Origin of the sequence: Helicobacter apodemus (assembly GCF_000765745.2) — a bacterium.
Lineage (GTDB): Bacteria > Campylobacterota > Campylobacteria > Campylobacterales > Helicobacteraceae > Helicobacter_D > Helicobacter_D apodemus.
Genome location: NZ_JRPC02000104.1, coordinates 1 through 762, shown reverse-complemented (window position 1 = coordinate 762; position 762 = coordinate 1). Strand labels below are relative to the sequence as shown.

Here is a 762-nt window from a genome sequence, read left to right as displayed (position 1 = left end):
TGTTTTCCCCACTCCTGTTGAACCAAATACAAAGGTATGATTAGGTCTATTATCATCATCTTGATAGATTTCTATAAAATTATTTTGTTTTTTATCATCTAATAAGAAGCCTTTACCTATTAGGGTTTTTTCATTTTGCTTCATCATAAATCTTTACAAGTTCTTGTTTTATTTCTAGGATTTGGGATTTATTTAAAATAAGCTCATTGCTATAAACAGATAAAGTTTTCTCTAATGCTTCATCAAGGGTATATTTTGGGCGATGAAAACTTAAACTTATACAATTTTCAAAAACATCTGCAATATTTATAAGTGCAGATTCCATAGGATAGCTTTGTTTAGAAAAATATCCACTAGCATCAGGTTTTTCGTGATGATTTAAAGCATAATTAGAAGCTTTTAATAATCCTTTGTGTTTTAAAAACTCACTAGAAAGAATAGTATGTCTTTTATAGGTTTCAAATTCTTTATCGTTTAAAAATTCAGCCTTAAAAGCTAAATCTTGCATAGATAAAAGGCTAAGGTTGGCATAATATCCTGCTAAATAAAATTCACTATCTTTAATTCCTAAAATACCACCAAGCCTTGCACTTATGTTTCCAACTAGATTAAGCTTTTTAGCAATAGAGGGATTAAAATACTCCAAACACTCTATAATAGAAGTTAATTCATTTTTATTTCTTTGCATAAATAATGCGTATTGATTCTCTGCTTCTATATCTCTCATAGGCTCTAAATTTGTTTCAACTTCTATTGTAGTCT

At 28.3% G+C, this 762-nt stretch carries 1 protein-coding gene; it reads right to left on the bottom strand.

Annotated features, from left to right (window positions below; translation table 11 throughout):
* Positions 1–130 precede the first annotated feature (130 nt).
* Positions 131–762 (bottom strand): HD-GYP domain-containing protein (locus LS72_RS11135; RefSeq protein ID WP_238700808.1); only part of this gene is annotated, 632 nt, incomplete at its 5' end.